Genomic DNA, 17037 nt, shown 5'->3' on the forward strand with positions numbered 1-17037 from the left:
GCATAGTTAAGTGCAAGAATACGCAGAATCAAATGGATAGGGACTAAATTCGTCGTGTCCGTCGGAATGGCAGCTCCCCGCGCGCCCTATGCCTGCGATCCCGACCGCAGCCGCGGCCGGCTGGTGGCCGAGCCCCCGAGCCGGACCCGCAGCCCGTTCCGGCGGGATTGCGACCGCGTGATCCATTCCACCGCGTTCCGACGCCTGAAGTACAAGACCCAGGTGTTCGTGTTCCATGAGGGTGACCACTACAGGACCCGGCTGACCCATTCGCTGGAGGTGGCCCAGATCGCCCGCGCGCTGGCGCGGCAGCTCGGGCTGGATGAGGACCTCACTGAAACCCTGGCGCTCGCCCATGATCTCGGCCATCCGCCGTTCGGCCACGCCGGCGAGCGGGCGCTGGACGCCTGCCTGAAGGATTTCGGCGGCTTCGACCACAACGCCCAGGCACTCCGCGTCGTCGGCTCGCTGGAGCACCGCTACCCTGAATTCGACGGGCTGAACCTCACCTGGGAGTCGCTAGAGGGCATCGTCAAGCACAACGGTCCGCTGACCGACCGCAGCGGCGCGCCGGTCGGCCGCTATCGCGAGCACGGCATTCCCGTCGGGATCGCCGACTACATCAAGACCTACGATCTCGAACTGTGGAGTTTTGCTTCGCTCGAAGCACAGGTCGCCGCGATCGCCGACGACATCGCCTATGATGCGCATGACATCGACGACGGCCTGCGCGCCGGGCTGTTCCATCTCGACGATCTCAAGGTGATGCCGCTGACCGCCGAGATCATCTCGGAGACCTCGGCGCATTATCCCGATCTCGAAGATGTCAGGCGCGGCGCCGAGCTGGTGCGCGAGCTGATCTCGCATCTGATCGGCGCGGTGTTTGCGGAGGCCGAGAGGAACCTCGCCGCCGTGAAACCGCAATCGGCCCAGGACGTGCGCCAGCAGAGCCGGGCGCTGGTCGCATTCCCGGCCGCCGTCGCCGAGGAAGAGGCCGCCATCAAGCGCTTCCTGTACCAGCACATGTACCGCCACAAGCGGGTGATGCGGGTGATGGGGGAGGCGGAGCAGATCCTGTTCGACCTGTTCGCAAAATACCTGAAGTCTCCCGCCGACCTGCCGCCGGAATGGTTGCTGGGGGCGGAGGTTGATAATGAGGGCGACCGAGCCCGGCGGATCGGCAATTTCATTGCGGGAATGACCGACCGTTTCGCCCTGACCGAGCACCAGCGGCTCTTTGACTCGACCCCGGATTTGCGTTAGGCGGCGACCATGCCCGACACATCCTCAGCACCGCATTTGTTCGCCGACGTGCTCGCACGCGTGCACGCCGCCTGCCGCGCGCTCGCGGCGGACGCCAACTGGCCCGAGGGCATCGATTTCTCGCGCGTGGTGGTCGAGCCGCCGCGCGATGCCACCCATGGCGACATGGCGACCAACGCCGCCATGGTGCTTGCGAAAGAGGCAAAGGCAAAGCCGCGCGACCTCGCCGAGCAGATCGCCGAGCGGCTGCGCGCAGACGCGCTGATTGCCAAGGTCGACGTCGCCGGTCCCGGGTTCATCAATCTGACGCTGCAGCCGGCCGCCTGGGCCGAGGCGCTGCGGACGGTGCTGCGCGAGGGCGCCGATTACGGCCGCGTCCGCGGCGGCTCCAAGGTCAACGTCGAATACGTCTCGGCCAATCCGACCGGACCAATGCATGTCGGCCACTGCCGTGGCGCCGTGTTCGGCGATGCGCTGGCGAGCCTGCTCCAGTTCGGCGGCCATGACGTCACGCGCGAGTATTACATCAACGATGCCGGCGCGCAGGTCGACGTGCTCGCGCGCTCTGCGTTCCTGCGGTATCGCGAGGCGCTTGGCGAAAACATCGGCGCGATCCCGGAAGGGCTCTATCCCGGCGACTATCTGAAGCCGGTCGGCGCGGCGCTCGCGAAAGTGCATGGCGACAAGCTCCTCGCGATGAGCGAGGCGCAATGGCTGCCGACCGTGCGCGCCACGGCGATCGCGATGATGATGGACGAGATCAAGGGCGATCTCGCCGCCCTCAACATCCGCCACGACGTGTTTTTCTCGGAGCGATCGCTGATCGAGACCGGCAACAACAAGGTTGCCGAGACCATCGACTTTCTGAAAGCCAAGGGCGACATCTACGAGGGACGCCTGCCGCCGCCGAAGGGCGCGCCGGTCGAGGATTGGGAAGATCGCGAGCAGCTGCTGTTCAAGGCAACCGCTTACGGCGACGACGTCGATCGTCCGCTGATCAAGTCGGATGGTTCCTACACCTACTTCGCCTCCGACATCGCCTACCACAAGAACAAGTTCGACCGTGGTTTTGCGGAGATGATCGACGTCTGGGGCGCCGACCATGGCGGCTACATCAAGCGGATGCAGGCGGCGGTGAGGGCGACGACCTCAGGCAAGGGCGCGCTCGACGTCAAGATCGTCCAGCTCGTGAAGTTGCTGCGCAACGGCGAGCCGGTGAAAATGTCGAAGCGGAGCGGGGACTTCGTCACCTTGCGTGAGGTGGTGGATGAAGTCGGCCAGGACGCTGTCCGCTTCATGATGCTCTACCGCAAGAACGACGCGGTGCTCGACTTCGACCTCGCCAAGGTCATGGAACAGTCGCGCGACAACCCGGTGTTCTACGTCCAGTACGGCCACGCCCGCGGCCACTCGATCTTCCGCAACGCGCGGGCTGAGGTGTTCCCGGAACTCCCGGAGGATGCGGACAAGCGCATCGCCTGGCTCAGTGAGTCGGCGGTGGAGCGGCTGTCAGACCCGGTGGAGCTTGATCTTCTCAAGCGCCTCGCAATTTTTCCGCGCATGCTGGAGGCTGCCGCCGCGGCCCACGAGCCGCACCGAATTGCCTTCTACCTCTATGACTTAGCGAGTGAATTTCACGCACTTTGGACGAAGGGGCGCGATTTGCCCTATTTACGCTTCATTATCAATAATGATGCAGATCTAACGAAGGCGCGACTGGCCATGGTCCAGGGCGTCGTCTCGGTTCTGGCATCGGGCCTCGCCATCCTCGGCGTCCATGCCCCGGACGAGATGCGGTAGTTTGGGGCGAACTACTTAAGGGGAATTTTTGGGGGTAACCGGCAGAAGCCGGATCGCTTAGACTTGGTTGAAAGTCTTGTGGGTCGAAAGCCGTGCCTTGGTCGAGGGGCGCGCGGCTTTCCCGAAGGGACGCATCATTACGATGGCCGAACGATATCAGGACAGACCGTTTCCTTCCGATGACTATGGTCGCGGTGGCGACCAGCATGGCAAGGCGGACAATGATCCCTTGGCCGAACTCGCCCGCCTGATTGGACAGACCGATCCATTCGCAGCGCAGGGACGGCCGAGTGCGCAGCCGCCGGCAGCGCCCGCTCAGAGTTATCAGGATCAGGACTATCCGCAGGACGACTATCAGCAGGACTATGCCGAGCAGGCCTCGCCGGCTCCGCCCGGGCCGCCCTCATGGATGCGACGCGCCAACGTGCAGCCGCAGCCGGCCCCCGCGCCGGAGCCCGACTACCCCGTTTCAGCAAACCCGGTTCATCCATTGCATCGCTATTCAGCCCAGCCGACCGCTCCCGAGCCTGATTTTCATCAGCCGCAGGCCTATCAGGAGCACGCCTACCAGGCGCAAGCCTACCAGGATCAGGCTTACCAGCAGCACGATCAGGCGTACCAGGACCAAGCCTATCAGGAACCGCATCAGCAGCCCGACCCGTCGCGCTACGACGATGCGCTCTATGGACGGCTTGAAGCGGGCGAGCAGGACTATCAGCGCGATCCCGCCTATCCTGATGACCCCTATGCATTCCAGAGCGACTATCCCGAAGCCGATCTCGACGAGCCGAAGAAGTCGCGCGGTGGCATGATGACGGTCGCGGCGATCCTCGCACTTGCGGTGGTCGGGACGGGCGCGGCCTTTGCCTACAAGACCTATGTGGGCTCGCCCCGCAGCGGCGAGCCGCCGATCATCAAGGCCGACAACACCCCGACCAAGGTCGTGCCGGCGCCGACGGATTCCTCGGCCAAGGTGCCGGATCGCATGGTCACCGGTGACGGCACCGAGAAGATCGTGCCGCGCGAGGAAGCGCCCGTCGATGTCAACGCCAGGGCGAGCGGTCCCCGCGTCGTATTCCCGCCGCTGAACCCGAATGCGAACCCGCCGCCGGTGGCGAGCGTGTCGTCGTCCAATTTGCCGCCAAGCGCAGGTCCGGTCCCGAGCAACGGCACGATGCCGGCCACCACGCCGCGCCCGGTCCGGACTGTTGCCGTGAAGGGCGATCAGACCGATAGCGCCATGCCGCAATCGGCGGCCAAGCCGGCAGCTCAGCCGAAGCCGGTGGCAGCACCCGCCGCGCCGCGTACGCCGCCGACCTCGGCCAACGCCAGCGCCAACCAGCCGCTCTCGCTGGCGCCGCAGGCCTCGCCCGCCGAGCCGCCGCAGCGGATGGCTGCCACCAATCCGACCCAGATCGCGCCAAGCGCCCCGCCCGAGAGCCAGGGCGTCATGGTGTCGGTTTCGTCTCAGGATACCGAAGCGGCGGCCAAGGAGTCGTATCGCGTGACCCAAGGCAAGTATCCGTCGGTTCTGGGCTCGCGCTCGGCGGTGATCAGGCGGACCGAATTGTCCGACGGCAAGGTCAAGTACCGCGCGCTGGTCGGTCCTTATCGGACGCGCCAGGAGGCCTCGCAGTTCTGTAAGGAACTGATGGCCGCCGGCGGGCAGTGCTTTATCCCGTAGTATTATCGGCCGATTCCTTGACCCTCTGCCGGGGCAGGGTTAATCGGCCGTTATGAGCACGCGGGCCTTCATAACAGGCGTTTCCGGAACGGAACTGACCGCCGCCGAGCGGGAGTTTATCCGCAATGAGCGCCCATGGGGCTTCATCCTGTTCAAGCGCAATGTCGCGACCCCGGCTCAAGTTGCTGCATTGGTTGCGGAATTGCGGGTGGTTGCGAGTGCCCCCGACGCGCCCGTTCTGATCGATCAGGAGGGCGGACGGGTGCAGCGGCTGGGTCCGCCGCACTGGCAGGCCTATCCGCCGGGCGCCGTGTTCTCGACCCTGTACGATATTGATTCGGCGCTCGGGCTCACCGCCGCGCGCCTCAGCGCCCGGCTGATCGCGGCCGATCTCGCCGATCTCGGCATTACCGTGGATTGCTTGCCGCTGGCCGATGTGCCGGTGCAAGGCGCCGATGCCGTCATCGGGAACCGGGCCTATGGCACCGACCCTGGCAAGGTCGCCGCGATCGCGCGGGCGGTCACCGAGGGCCTGGAGCAGGGTGGTGTGCTGCCGGTGCTCAAGCACGTTCCCGGCCATGGCCGAGCCACCGCCGACACCCATTTCAAGCTGCCGATGGTCGATACGCCGAGGGATGAACTGGAACGAACCGACTTCGCCGCGTTCAAGCCGCTGGCCGATCTGCCGATGGCCATGACTGCACATGTTGTGTTTAGCGCGGTCGACCCCGCCCATCCGGCGACGACTTCTGCGACAATGATTGCTCAGGTGATTCGCGGCGTGATCGGGTTCCAGGGTTTGTTAATGAGTGATGACGTGTCGATGAACGCGCTGTCGGGGAATATCGCCGAACGGACCCGCGCCATCTTCGCGGCCGGTTGCGACGTCGTCCTGCATTGCAACGGAAACGTCGAGGAGATGCGCGAAGTCGCTGCCCAGACGCCTGAATTGTCTGATAGGGCGCTTGAGCGCGCGAAGGCTGCGCTTGTCGCACGCAAGGCACCGCAGCCATTCGACCGCGCGGCCGCTCGCACTGAGCTGGACGCATTGATCGCACGGGCAAACACGGCATCCGCATGACCGCAGAAATCCTATCGTTCGAAACCGGGCGGCCCGCAGAGCTCGCCGAGGATGAACCGGCGTTGGTGGTGGACGTCGAGGGCTATGAGGGCCCGCTCGACCTGTTGCTCGCGCTTGCTCGCAACCAGAAGGTCGATCTCGCCAAGATCTCGATCCTGGCGCTGGCCGACCAGTACCTCCACTTCATCGAAGCCGCGCGAAAAATCCGGCTGGAGTTAGCCGCCGACTATCTCGTGATGGCGGCGTGGCTCGCCTTTCTTAAATCGCGCCTGCTGCTGCCGGAGCCGCCGAGCGCGGAAGGTCCGAGCGCCGAAGAGATGGCAACCGCGCTCGCCAACCGCCTGCGCCGTCTCGAAGCCATCCGCGAAGCTGCCAACCGGCTGATGAACCGGCCGCAATTGCAGCGCGATATTTTTCCGCGCGGCGAGCCCGAGCAGATCGCCGAGATCAGGCATCCGAAATACACCGCGACGCTGTACGATTTGCTCACCGCCTATGCCTCGCAGCGCCAGTCGCGCGTGCTGGCGAGCGTGCATCTGGCCAAGCGCACCGTGTGGTCGCTCGCCGAGGCGCGCGCCACGCTGGAGCGGCTGGTCGGCAGCATCAGCGAGCAGGACGACTGGGGCGTTCTCGACGACTATCTGCTCCGGCACGTCGCCGATCCGACCCAGCGCGCGACGGTGCTCGCCTCAAGCTTTGCCGCCGCGCTCGAGCTGGTGCGTGAAGGTCAGCTCGAGCTGAACCAGAAAGAAGCGTTTGCGCCCATCTATTTCCGGAAGGGTCGCCCCAAGCCGGTCATGGACGCAGCTCCTGCGCCCGATGCGCCGGTCGCTTAAGTGCAACAAGGAGAATCTGCCATGGCAAGCCTGGCTGAAGTGCGGGTAGAAGAGGCCGAGCCGATGGAGAACGAGTCCCAGGCACGTCCCGAAGAATTGCGGCTGCTGGAAGCGCTGCTGTTTGCTTCGAACGAACCGCTGGATACCGCGACGCTGGCCAAGCGCATGCCTGAGGGCGTCGACGTCAAGGCTGCGCTCGAACAGCTCCAGGCCGACTATGCCTTACGCGGCGTGAACCTCGTGCGCGTCGCCAACAAATGGACCTTCCGCACCGCCGGCGATCTCGCCTGGCTGATGACGCGGGAGAGCACCGAGACCCGCCGCCTGTCGCGCGCTGCGATCGAGGTGCTGGCGATCATCGCCTATCACCAGCCGGTGACGCGCGCCGAGATCGAGGAGATCCGCGGCGTCATCACCTCAAAGGGCACGCTCGACGTGCTCTTGGAGACCGGCTGGATCAAGCCGCGCGGCCGTCGCAAGACGCCGGGCCGTCCGCTGACCTTCGGAACCACCGAGGACTTCCTGTCGCAGTTCACGCTGGAACAGCTCGGCGATCTGCCGGGCCTGGAAGAGCTGAAGGGCACGGGCCTGTTGGATTCGCGTCTGCCGACCGGATTCAGCGTGCCGACGCCGTCCGATGACCCGCAGTTGCGCGAGGACGAGGATCCGCTGGAACCCGGCGAGGACCTCGATCTGGCGCTGGCGCCTGCAGTCGAGCCCGAGACGCCGGAAGCTGCGCCGGAAGGCGGCAATGAGGGCGGCGAGGGCGGCAGCGAGGACTGACGTCCCGCGCTTTTACCGGCGCCCTGCGACCAGTTAACGCTTAGCAAGATTACGTAGCGCCAACAGCGAATTGGCGCTGCCTTGGTCCTTGTTTTTGAGGCCTGCCGCGCCTAGGTTTCGGGGAAGATCGGTCGGGTCCCCGGCCACGTGTGTTTGGAGGGTTGCAGGATGGGTTCGCTTAGCATTTGGCACTGGATCCTGGTGATCGCAGTCGTCCTGCTGCTGTTCGGCCGCGGCAAGATTTCGGATCTGATGGGCGACGTCGCGCAGGGCATCAAGGCCTTCAAGAAGGGCATGCAGGACGACGACAAGGTCGCCGACAAGCCCGAGCCGTCGAAGTCCCTCGAGCACAATGCCGCGCCGACCGCGGCACGGTCCGACGTCGGCAGCAAGGCCGTCTGAGCCAGGAGCACGCGAGACGCGGATAGCGGCCCTGATCCTGCGCGTGGGGGATTGGGCCGGTCGTGGCTTCGCGTGAACGGAAGACCTCATGTTCGACATCGGGTGGAGTGAACTGGTTCTGATCGGGGTCGTGGCCCTGATCGCCATCGGCCCGAAGGAGCTGCCGGGCGTGCTGCGCATGGTTGGGCAGTGGATGGGCAAGGCCCGCAAGATGGCCGCCGAATTCCAGGGCCAGTTCCAGGAAGCGATGCGCGAGGCCGAGATGGCCGACCTCAAGAAGAGTTTTGACGAGGTCAAGGAAGCGGCGTCCGGCTTTGCCGGCAACAATCTGATGACCTCGCTCCAGAAGGACGTCAGCGACGCGCTCCGCGTCGATGCGCTGGACAAGCCGGCGGAGACCGCGACGACAACTGTCGCCGAACCGCCTGCGACTCCAACCACTCCGGAAGCGCCGACGCCCGAGACCTTCGTGGAGGCCGAGGCGCATGCGGCCGTGAACGAACCGCTCGCCATCACCCGTGAGGTCGAGCAGGCAGCGGTCGCACAAGACACTGCGCCATCCGAGGCGATCAAGGACGCCAAAGCGTCATGAGCGACGCCGATATCGAGGCCAGCAAAGCCCCATTGATGGACCATCTGATCGAGCTGCGGTCGCGGCTGATCAAGGCGCTGCTTGGCTTTGGCATCGCGTTCATCCTGTGCTTCTTCTTCGCCAAGCAGATCTACAACGTGCTGGTCTGGCCGTTCGTGTGGGTCGCGGGTCCGGAGAATTCCAAGTTCATCTACACGGCGCTGCTGGAATATTTCATCACCCAGCTCAAGCTCGCGCTGTTCGGCGCCGGCTTCATCTCGTTCCCGATCGTCGCGACCCAGATCTACAAATTCGTCGCGCCGGGCCTCTACAAGCATGAGAAGAACGCCTTCGTGCCGTATCTGGTCGCGACGCCGTTCTTCTTCGTGCTCGGCGCGGCGCTGGTCTATTTCGTCGTGCTGCCGATGCTGGTCCGCTTCTCGCTCGGCATGCAGCAGGCCGGCAGCGACGAGACCGCGCAGATCCAGCTGCTGCCTAAGGTCGGCGAATATCTGTCGCTGATGATGTCGCTGATCTTTGCCTTCGGCATCGCCTTCCAGCTTCCGGTGATCCTGACGCTGCTCGGCCGCATCGGTATCGTCACCTCGAAAATGCTGCGCGAGAAGCGCCGCTATTTCATCGTCATCGCCTTCGTCATCGCCGCGGTGCTGACGCCGCCTGACGTGCTGAGCCAGTGCTCGCTGGCAATTCCTTTGCTGGCGCTCTATGAGGGCTCGATCATCGCGGTCGGGATCGTGGAGAAGAAGGCGGCGTCGTCGCAGGCCAGCACCGGCACCGACGTGTCTACGCCGGCCAATCCGGCGGAGTAGGGGCGGCATCCCCGCTGTCATTCCCCGCCTTGTGCGCAATTGCGCACTGGAGCGGGGAATCCAGTACGCCGCGCCCTTTCGGGAAATCACCGCCGTCTCTGGAATACTGGATCGCCCGCTTTCGCGGGCGATGTCAGCTGTGCTAGGGGAACGCGCGGACGTACAACTTTTTCCGCTGTATGTTTCCGCGCTGATCCAGGACCACAGCCATGCACGACATCAAATCGATCCGCGACAATCCGCAAGCCTTCGACGCCGGCCTCGCCCGGCGGGGCCTGAAGCCGTTGTCGGCGTCGCTGCTCGCGATCGACGAGACGCGGCGCGCGGCGATCCTGGCCTCCGAGCAGGCGCAGGCGCGGCGCAACGCGGCCTCGAAGGAAATCGGCGACGCCAAGAAGGCGAAGGACGACGCGCGCGCGGCCAAGCTGATGGCCGAGGTTGCCGAGCTCAAGACCACGATGCCGGAGCTCGAAGCCGCCGCGAAGGCCGCCGACGAGGAGCTCATGAAAGAGCTGTCCGCAATTCCGAACATTCCGTTCGACGAAGTGCCCGATGGCGTCGACGAGCACGGCAACGTCCAGCACCATGTGTTCGGCAACAAGCGCAACTACAGCTTTGCACCAAAACTGCATGACGATCTCGGCACCGCGCTCGGCTACATGGATTTCGAGGCGGCGGCAAAGCTCTCCGGCGCGCGCTTCGTCGTGCTGAAGAAGGGGCTCGCACGTCTCGAACGCGCGATCGGCCAGTTCATGCTCGACCTGCACACCAACGAGCACGGCTACACCGAGATCAACCCGCCGCTCATGGTCCGCGACGAAGTGATGTATGGTACGGCACAACTGCCTAAGTTTAGTGCGGATCAATTCCGAGTAGAGACTGAAGATGATCAAATACGGAACGCCTACGTAAATTTTGACCTTGCTAAGCAACACATCTTGAATTTTGCGGAGGAGAAAGGCGTTCAAGCTGCACGTGAAGCAAAGCACGAAGTATTGGGCTTTGAGTACAAACAGAATCCCGATCGTCGCTGGCTCATTCCGACTGCAGAAGTTTCGCTCACGAACCTCGTGCGAGAATCTATCCTCGACGAGAAGCAGTTGCCGATGCGGCTGACCGCACTGACACCCAGCTTCCGTGCGGAGGCTGGTGCTGCGGGCCGCGATACTCGCGGTATGATCCGCCAGCACCAGTTCACCAAGGTCGAGCTGGTCTCGATCACGACGCCGGAGGCGAGCAAGGACGAGCTGGAGCGGATGCTGTCCTGCGCCGAGCAGGTGCTGCAGAAGCTCGACCTGCATTATCGCGTGATGACGCTCTGCGCAGGAGATATGGGTTTCTCGTCGCAAAAAACCTATGACATCGAGGTCTGGATGCCCGGGCAGGGCGACGGCGGCATGTTCCGCGAGATCTCGAGCTGCTCGGTCTGCGGCGACTTCCAGGCGCGGCGCATGGATGCGCGGTCGCGCGGCCCGGACGGCAAGCCGCGCTTCGTGCACACGCTGAACGGCTCCGGCACCGCGGTCGGCCGCGCGCTGATCGCGGTTATGGAGACCTATCAGCAGGAGGACGGTTCGATCGCAGTCCCCAGCGTGCTCCAGCCTTACATGGGCGGCTTGAAGGTGGTCGCGCGGGACTAATCGCGTTGCCCGCCTGAAACGCGGAAACGTTTGGTTGCGAAGATCGGGCGGCGGGTTATCCTGCCGGCTACCTGACAACGCGAACCCACCGTTCATGGCCTTGCACCACGACATCTTCTGGGTTGGCAGACAGTGGGCGGTGACGGGTGCCGGCATCCAGGCCGTCGACCAACGCCTGCGCGGCGTGCTCGACATCGATGTCGCGCGGCTCTGGGACGACAATCTCGTGCAGAGCAGGCGGGCCAAGCCCGGCGTGAACGCCGTGGACTTCGACAAGGCGCTGACGACGGCACGCGAACGCTTTCCGCAGACACTGGACTCGGCTCCGATCGTCGCACAACTGGAGGCGCTTGGCGTGATCGAGACGCCCGTCGTGAGCCCGGTTGTTCCGGCGATGCAGCTGCGCGCGGAAGGCAGGCTCGCGCGCTTCCTGCCGCAATGGCGCATCCGTCGCCAATAGTGCATTGGGCTCGGATAGTTCGGTGTCATCCGGAAGTAGGCGCCCGGATTGATCGGCTGCGATCGATGCCGTGCCGGCACGCAGCCGTGGCGCGTCGCGACCATGCCTTTGGCGCAATGGCGCGGCCGCTCGGGCTCGTCCGATGACAGCCGTGGCGAAGCCTCGCCCTCCGGCTTCGTTGCTGCCGTGAGGCAAGGACCCTCGCGCGGACAGCGTTTCGGCACGCATTTGCCTCGCGACAATTCGAGGTCATAGACTTGGCCGGACATCGTGACCTGGCCGTTACAGAGGCATTCGCCGGTGACTGTCAACGCGCCGCCTTGGCAGTTCTCCGCATTGGTTTGCACACAGGTGCCGCCGGGATCTGCGCCTGATGGCATCAACTGGAAGCCGGCCGGGCAGGCGCATTGGCCGTTGCTCGCGGTGCCACCGGTGCAGGTGATGGTGATCAGCGCGCGGGGTGGGGCTGGTGGAGGCGGAGTGGCCGTTTCCCGGCGCTCCGGGGCCTCGGGGACTGGGAGCAGGGGCTGTGTCTCCGCCGGCGCCGAAGCCAGAGGGGCTTTGGCGACGCAATTGCCGTTGCGGAATTCTTGCCAGGGGAAGCAGCGGTCCGTAGCCCCTGAATCCTGTGCCAGCCCCGGCTGAGGCGCGAGTGCGCTGAGGCCAAGAGTAACTCCAACACAGATGAGGGCAGCAAAGCGGGTCATTCGGTGTCCCGTCGCCTCGGCGTATGGATCAAAAAATAGGGCTTCGTGCTGCGCCGCCGCAATGAGCTAGATCACAGATGCGCTCTGCCCACATCCCCCGCCGCCCGGTTTGCCTGATGAGCCCCAGCCGGATAATACGGCTCAAACGGCTTCAGGAATCGACCTTTCGCATGCGCATCCTCTGCACCAATGACGACGGCATCCACGCTCCCGGCCTCAAGGTCGTGGAGGAGATCGCCAAGGCGCTGTCCGACGACGTCTGGGTGGTCGCGCCCGAGCTCGACCAGTCCGGCGTGTCGCACTCGCTGTCGCTGAACGACCCCTTGCGCCTGCGCGAGGTCGGCGAGCGGCACTTCGCCGTGCGCGGTACGCCGACCGACTGCGTCATCATGGGCGCGCGGCATATTCTGGGCACCAAGCCGCCGGATCTCGTGCTGTCGGGCGTCAACAAGGGCCGCAACGTTGCCGAGGACGTGGTCTATTCCGGCACTATCGCCGGCGCGCTGGAAGGCACCATTTTGGGGCTGCCGTCATTCGCGCTGTCGCAGGAGTTCAGCGTCGAGACCCGCGACCGGCCGCTCTGGGACACCGCGCTCAAGTTCGGGCCCGACATTCTGCGCAAGGTGATCAAGGCCGGCATCCCCAAGGACACCGTCATCAACGTCAACTTCCCGGCCTGCGCGCCGGAGGATGTGCTCGGCATCCGCGTCACCCGCCAGGGCAAGCGCAATCTCGGCTTCCTCAGGATCGACGAGCGCCGGGACGGCCGCAACAATCCCTATTTCTGGATCGGTTTTGAGCGCGCAGCGATGATGGATACGCCCGCCGATGGCACGGATCTGGCAGCGCTGCGCGAGCGCTACGTCTCGGTCACACCGCTCCGGCTCGATCGCACCAACGAGGCGTTTTCGGAAGAATTGAGCGCGACGCTGAAGTGAGGGCTGGCTGTCGTAGCCCCGATGGAGCGCAGCGCAATCCGGGCTACGGAGAAATCGGTTGGCTGCCGCGCAGCGCGGCTTCGATGGTCTTGCCGAGCGCGTCGAGCTGGAACGGCTTCTGCAGCGCCGGCCGGTCGCGGTACTGCTCGGGCAGGCCGGACGAGCCGTAGCCGGTGGCGAAGATGAACGGGCAGCCCTTCGCCTTGATGACGTCGGCGACCGGCGAGATGACCTTGCCGTTGACGTTGACGTCGAGAATGGCGATGTCGAACTCGGTCGCCTGGGCGAGCCGCATCGCCTCGGTGATATCGCCGGCCTCGGCTGCGACCTTGTAGCCGAGCTCTTCGAGCATGTCCGCGACCATCATCCTGATCATCACCTCGTCTTCGACGAGGAATACAGAGCGGCCGGAAAGCCCTGTCGCAGTCATTGTCGGTGAGTCCTTGCCCATTGCGGAAAACGTTCGCAGATAACACGAATCGACGCAATGCGCGTTTCGGCGAACGGCCACCCGAAATTGGCCTTTGCGGCCAGTCCGCCGCAAGCCAATTTGTGGTCAAATACTGCGACCTAAGGCTATCATGAGTTCCTGAGCAGGAACAAGATTCTTGCCTCGCGCCCAGGCGAGGCAGGCGACGATCCGGGTCCTGACAAGGACGACACGAGCAGCGATGATCTCCAGCCAGCACCCACCGGAAAAGATGATGTTTCAGCTCACGCTGAGGCGTCGGGGCATCAGCGACCAGGCGGTGCTGCGGACCATGGAGGAGGTGCCGCGCGACGAGTTCGTCGACGAGGCCGATCGCGAGGGCGCCTATCGCGATAGCGCGCTGCCGATCGCCTGCGGGCAGACCATCAGCCAGCCCTTCGTCGTCGCCTACATGACCGAGCAGCTCCAGCTCCGGAGGCAGCATCGCGTGCTCGAGATCGGCGCGGGCTCCGGCTATCAGGCGGCGGTGCTGTCGCGGTTGGCAGGCCAGGTGCTGACGGTCGAGCGCTACCGCAAGCTCGCGGACACCGCGCGCGCCAGGCTTGAAAAGCTGAACTGTCACAATGTCGAGGTGATGCTCGGCGACGGTCTCAATCTGCCGCCCAATATCGGCCCGTTCGACCGCATCATCGTCACCGCCGCGGTGGAGCAGCTTCCGGAGAATCTGGTCGAGCGGCTCGAGGTCGGCGGCATCCTGATCGCCCCGGTCGGCCCGCATCATGGTGTGCAGACGCTGATCCGGCTCGTCAGGACCGAGACCGGGATCGAGCGCAAGGAACTCGTGGAGGTCCGCTTCGTGCCGGCGCTGCCCGGGGTGGCGCGAGAGCTGTAGAATTCCGGATCAGCTGTGCTGCCAACATCTTATTGGGAGGGTTAAGCCGTTATTTACTCGGCGCGTGTTTACTTAAAACATCAGTTCTGTTGCGTACGAGTGAGTAACCATGTCTGTTGTCGCCGAGTTGCTTAACTCGCGCCGCGTGCCGCAGGTTGCGGTCTTGGCGCTGATCTCGTTCAGCTTTGCAGGGTGCAGCGCCGACATGCAGTCGCGGCTGTCCCAGTCGAATTTCTCCAATCCCTTCTCGTCTGATCAGACCGGATCGGTGCAGCAGGCACCGCCGCAGCAGCGTGAGCTGCCGCAATATTCGCGGCCGCAAACCCAGCCCGGTTATTATCAGTCGCAGCCCTTGGCGCCGCCGGCGGTGTCTGCGCCGCAATCCTATCCCGTTGCGGCAGGTGGCGGCGTGTCCGGTGGCGGGCGCGGCGTCAGCTCCTATGCGCCCCCGGCGCAGCCGCATCTTGAAACCACCGCCACGGTGCCGCCGCGTTCGGTCGCGGTTGCCCAGCCGGCGGGTGGGACCAAGATCATCGTCGGCACCAGCGACACGCTCGACGTGATCGCCAAGCGCTATCACGTCACGCCGCAGGCGATCCTCGCCGCCAACGGCTACAAGGGCCCGCGCGCGCTCTCGCCCGGCCAGCAGCTCATCATCCCGCATCCGGGCGCAACTGCGGCTGCGCCCGCGCCGTTGATGGCTCCGGTCGCGGCAGCTCCCGCGATGGCGCCTGCCGCGAAGCCGGTTGCAATCATGGCTGCACCGTCGAGCATGCACTTCGTCAATCGCGGCGACACGCTCGCCAGCATTGCGCGCAAGAACCATATCTCGTCGGCTGAGCTGGCTCGCGCCAACGGCCTCGCGCCGGAAGCCAAGCTCAAGCTCGGCACCAAGCTGACGGTGCCGGGTGCCAGGACCGCCGCAGTTGCAGCGCCGGTTGCGGCTGCCCCCGTCGTCGGGACGCTTCAGCCCGTTGCGGCCGCTCCCGCACCCGCCACCAAGTTGGCCGCTGTCGCCGCGCCCGTGCAGAGCGCGCGGCTGGCCCAGGCCACGACCAATGTCGAAGAGAAGCCTGCTGAGGCTCCGGCGAAAGCTGCGGAGACCACCAGCGCGCTGCCGACCTTCCGTTGGCCCGTGCGCGGCAAGGTGGTCACGACCTACGGCGCCAAGACCAATGGCAAGTCCAATGACGGCATCAATCTCGCGGTGCCCGAGGGTACGCCGGTCAAGGCGGCTGAAGACGGTGTCGTTGCCTATTCCGGCAACGAGCTGAAAGGTTACGGCAATCTGGTCCTGGTTCGGCACTCCAACGGCTACGTCACCGCATATGCCCATGCGAGTGAGCTGATGGTGAAGCGCGGCGATACCATCAAGCGCGGTCAGGTCATTGCCAAGTCGGGTCAATCCGGGGAGGTGGCGTCGCCGCAGCTCCACTTCGAGATCCGCAAGGGATCGAGTCCGGTTGACCCGCTTCAATTCCTGAACGGGGCGTAAGGCTAGGGCTTCGGTTCGGAGCACGCCGTCACTCCAAGCACGCTGTCATCGCCCGGCTTCGACCGGGCGATCCAGTATCCAGAGACAGTTGTTGTTGAGCCGAGACGCCGCGGCGTACTGGATTCCCCGCCTGCGCGGGGAATGACAGTTGTGGGTGGAGCGAAACCGTTCGCTATGTCCCGGTCAGCCTCACACCGAGCCGTCCCGCCAGCTCCTGCACGAACTGCCAGGCGACGCGGCCCGAGCGCGAGCCACGCGTGGTCGACCATTCCAGCGCCTCGCGCTCCAAGGCCTCGTCATCGACCTCAATGCCGAAATGGCTGCAATAGCCGCGCACCATGGCGAGGTATTCGTCCTGGCTGCAACGGTGGAAGCCGAGCCAGAGGCCGAAGCGATCCGACAGCGAGACCTTCTCCTCCACGGCTTCACCGGGATTGATCGCGGTCGAGCGCTCGTTCTCGATCATCTCGCGCGCGAGCAGGTGGCGGCGATTGGAGGTGGCGTAGAGGATGACGTTCTCGGGCCGGCCCTCGATGCCGCCTTCGAGCACCGCCTTGAGCGACTTGTACGAGGCATCATTGCCGTCGAAGGAGAGGTCGTCGCAGAACACGATGAAGCGGAACGAGGAGGCGCGCAGTTGATCCATCAATGCGGGCAAGCTCTCGATGTCCTCGCGGTGGATCTCGATCAGCTTGAGCTTGTCGGCAGACTTGCGGTCCGCGTTGATGCTGGCGTGCGCGGCCTTCACCAGCGATGACTTGCCCATGCCGCGCGCGCCCCAGAGCAGGGCGTTGTTGGCGGGGAGCCCATTGGTGAAGCGCTCGGTGTTCTCCATCAGGATGTCGCGCATCCGGTCGACGCCCTTCAGCAGGAACAGCTCGACGCGGCTGACCCGCGGCACCGCCGCAAGGCGTCCGTCCGGATGCCAGACATAGGCGTCGGCCTGCTTGAACGACTCGCGTTCGGCGGCGGGGTTGCCCTGGGCGGCAAGGTGCGCCGCAATGGTCTCCAGGGCGCGGACGATGCGCTCCTGGGAGAGGTCCGGAGCGGGCTTGCGGGCTGCCTTGACGGTCGCTGTGGGGCGTTTTGCCGCGACGCGGGCGGGCTTCCTGGCAGGGGTACGGGGGCCTTTGCCGGCTGGGCTTTTGCTTGGTTTTTTGGGCATGTCCGAAGTTCCTGAGAATGCAGCCTTTATCGGGCCTGAGCGCGCGCCGCAAGGTGGCCA

General features: G+C 64.9%; 16 protein-coding genes. 14 read left to right on the forward strand and 2 right to left on the reverse strand.

Going from position 1 to position 17037, the window contains the following annotated elements; translation table 11 throughout:
• The first annotated feature begins 54 nt into the window (after positions 1-54).
• The 12 genes from B5V03_RS17785 to surE all read left to right on the forward strand — a co-directional run bounded on the left by B5V03_RS17785 (position 55) and on the right by surE (position 12995).
• Positions 55-1263 (forward strand): deoxyguanosinetriphosphate triphosphohydrolase, encoded by a 1209-nt coding sequence (locus tag B5V03_RS17785; protein ID WP_129271703.1) that lies wholly within the window; start codon positions 55-57, stop codon positions 1261-1263.
• A gap of 9 nt (positions 1264-1272) precedes the next feature.
• Positions 1273-3063, forward strand: coding sequence for an arginine--tRNA ligase (gene argS / locus B5V03_RS17790; protein WP_129271704.1), 1791 nt, complete (start codon positions 1273-1275; stop codon positions 3061-3063).
• Between the two features lie 142 nt (positions 3064-3205).
• Positions 3206-4747, forward strand: coding sequence for an SPOR domain-containing protein (locus B5V03_RS17795; RefSeq protein ID WP_129271705.1), 1542 nt, complete (start codon positions 3206-3208; stop codon positions 4745-4747).
• A gap of 52 nt (positions 4748-4799) precedes the next feature.
• Positions 4800-5828 carry a beta-N-acetylhexosaminidase gene (gene nagZ / locus B5V03_RS17800; protein WP_129271706.1) on the forward strand — a complete coding sequence of 343 codons (1029 nt, stop codon included), beginning with the start codon at positions 4800-4802 and terminating at the stop codon, positions 5826-5828.
• Positions 5825-6664, forward strand: a complete 840-nt coding sequence (locus B5V03_RS17805; RefSeq protein WP_129271707.1) for a segregation and condensation protein A — start codon at positions 5825-5827, stop codon at positions 6662-6664. Before nagZ ends, B5V03_RS17805 begins: the two co-directional genes overlap by 4 nt.
• Before the next feature lie 21 nt (positions 6665-6685).
• Positions 6686-7447 carry an SMC-Scp complex subunit ScpB gene (gene scpB / locus B5V03_RS17810; RefSeq protein ID WP_164988096.1) on the forward strand — a complete coding sequence of 254 codons (762 nt, stop codon included), beginning with the start codon at positions 6686-6688 and terminating at the stop codon, positions 7445-7447.
• A 168-nt stretch (positions 7448-7615) separates the two neighbouring features.
• A complete protein-coding gene (locus B5V03_RS17815) occupies positions 7616-7849 on the forward strand; it encodes a twin-arginine translocase TatA/TatE family subunit (protein WP_129271709.1) in 234 nt (77 codons plus the stop codon).
• Positions 7850-7937: 88 nt separating this feature from the next.
• On the forward strand, positions 7938-8441 hold the full coding sequence (gene tatB, locus B5V03_RS17820) for a Sec-independent protein translocase protein TatB (RefSeq protein WP_129271710.1): 504 nt from the start codon (positions 7938-7940) through the stop codon (positions 8439-8441).
• Positions 8438-9250, forward strand: coding sequence for a twin-arginine translocase subunit TatC (tatC, locus tag B5V03_RS17825; RefSeq protein ID WP_129271711.1), 813 nt, complete (start codon positions 8438-8440; stop codon positions 9248-9250). Before tatB ends, tatC begins: the two co-directional genes overlap by 4 nt.
• A gap of 209 nt (positions 9251-9459) precedes the next feature.
• Positions 9460-10890: a serine--tRNA ligase gene (locus tag B5V03_RS17830; protein WP_129271712.1), complete on the forward strand. Its 1431-nt coding sequence runs from the start codon at positions 9460-9462 to the stop codon at positions 10888-10890.
• Between the two features lie 94 nt (positions 10891-10984).
• The gene (locus tag B5V03_RS17835) at positions 10985-11350 is read left to right on the forward strand and encodes a hypothetical protein (RefSeq protein WP_129271713.1); all 366 of its coding nucleotides are present in this window, start codon (positions 10985-10987) and stop codon (positions 11348-11350) included.
• An 877-nt stretch (positions 11351-12227) separates the two neighbouring features.
• Positions 12228-12995, forward strand: coding sequence for a 5'/3'-nucleotidase SurE (surE, locus tag B5V03_RS17840; protein ID WP_164988097.1), 768 nt, complete (start codon positions 12228-12230; stop codon positions 12993-12995).
• Positions 12996-13038: 43 nt separating this feature from the next.
• Here the strand turns inward: surE and B5V03_RS17845 are convergent, their stop codons facing one another.
• The gene (locus tag B5V03_RS17845) at positions 13039-13425 is read right to left on the reverse strand and encodes a response regulator (protein WP_129271715.1); all 387 of its coding nucleotides are present in this window, start codon (positions 13423-13425) and stop codon (positions 13039-13041) included.
• Between the two features lie 241 nt (positions 13426-13666).
• On the opposite strand from B5V03_RS17845, the gene B5V03_RS17850 reads away from it, so the two are divergent.
• Together B5V03_RS17850 and B5V03_RS17855 are read left to right on the forward strand one after the other, a co-directional pair.
• A complete protein-coding gene (locus B5V03_RS17850; RefSeq protein ID WP_129271716.1) occupies positions 13667-14317 on the forward strand; it encodes a protein-L-isoaspartate(D-aspartate) O-methyltransferase in 651 nt (216 codons plus the stop codon).
• A 109-nt stretch (positions 14318-14426) separates the two neighbouring features.
• Positions 14427-15812: a LysM peptidoglycan-binding domain-containing M23 family metallopeptidase gene (locus B5V03_RS17855; RefSeq protein WP_129271717.1), complete on the forward strand. Its 1386-nt coding sequence runs from the start codon at positions 14427-14429 to the stop codon at positions 15810-15812.
• 172 nt (positions 15813-15984) lie between these two features.
• On the opposite strand, the gene B5V03_RS17860 is transcribed toward B5V03_RS17855, so the two are convergent.
• A complete protein-coding gene (locus B5V03_RS17860) occupies positions 15985-16977 on the reverse strand; it encodes an ATP-binding protein (protein WP_129271718.1) in 993 nt (330 codons plus the stop codon).
• Positions 16978-17037 lie beyond the last annotated feature (60 nt).

The sequence above is a fragment of the Bradyrhizobium betae genome, assembly GCF_004123905.1.
Taxonomy (GTDB): domain Bacteria; phylum Pseudomonadota; class Alphaproteobacteria; order Rhizobiales; family Xanthobacteraceae; genus Bradyrhizobium; species Bradyrhizobium betae_A.